The sequence below is a fragment of the Turicimonas sp. TL08 genome (assembly GCF_054660695.1).
In genome coordinates, this window is the sequence record NZ_BAAGDP010000061.1 from 1 (window position 1) to 737 (window position 737).

At 52.8% G+C, this 737-nt stretch carries 1 rRNA gene; it reads left to right on the top strand.

Annotated features, from left to right (window positions below):
• Positions 1-692 (top strand): 23S ribosomal RNA (locus ACYQ4O_RS12930); the annotation flags it as partial.
• Positions 693-737: the final 45 nt, after the last annotated feature.

Below are 737 nucleotides of genomic sequence, written 5' to 3' on the forward strand. Positions count from 1 at the left end.
AACACTGTTTGGGACCGTGCATGGTAGGCAGTTTGACTGGGGCGGTCTCCTCCTAAAGGGTAACGGAGGAGTACGAAGGTACGCTAGGTACGGTCGGAAATCGTGCTGATAGTGCAATGGCAAAAGCGTGCTTGACTGCGAGAGCCACAACTCGAGCAGATGCGAAAGCAGGTCATAGTGATCCGGTGGCACTGAATGGAAGGGCCATCGCTCAACGGATAAAAGGTACTCTGGGGATAACAGGCTGATACCGCCCAAGAGTTCATATCGACGGCGGTGTTTGGCACCTCGATGTCGGCTCATCTCATCCTGGGGCTGAAGTCGGTCCCAAGGGTATGGCTGTTCGCCATTTAAAGAGGTACGTGAGCTGGGTTTAAAACGTCGTGAGACAGTTTGGTCCCTATCTGCCGTGGGCGTTGGAAGATTGACGGGGGCTGCTCCTAGTACGAGAGGACCGGAGTGGACGCACCTCTGGTGTACCGGTTGTCACGCCAGTGGCATTGCCGGGTAGCTAAGTGCGGAAGAGATAACCGCTGAAAGCATCTAAGCGGGAAACTTGCCTGAAGATGAGTCTTCCCGGAGGTAAAACCTCCCAAAAGAGTCGTTCTAGACCAGGACGTCGATAGGTCAGGTGTGTAAGTGCTGTAAGGCATTGAGCTAACTGATACTAATTGCTCGTGAGGCTTGATCCTATAACCGTGAAGCTTAAAGCCTACGTTGGTTGTAGCAAGTAAAGT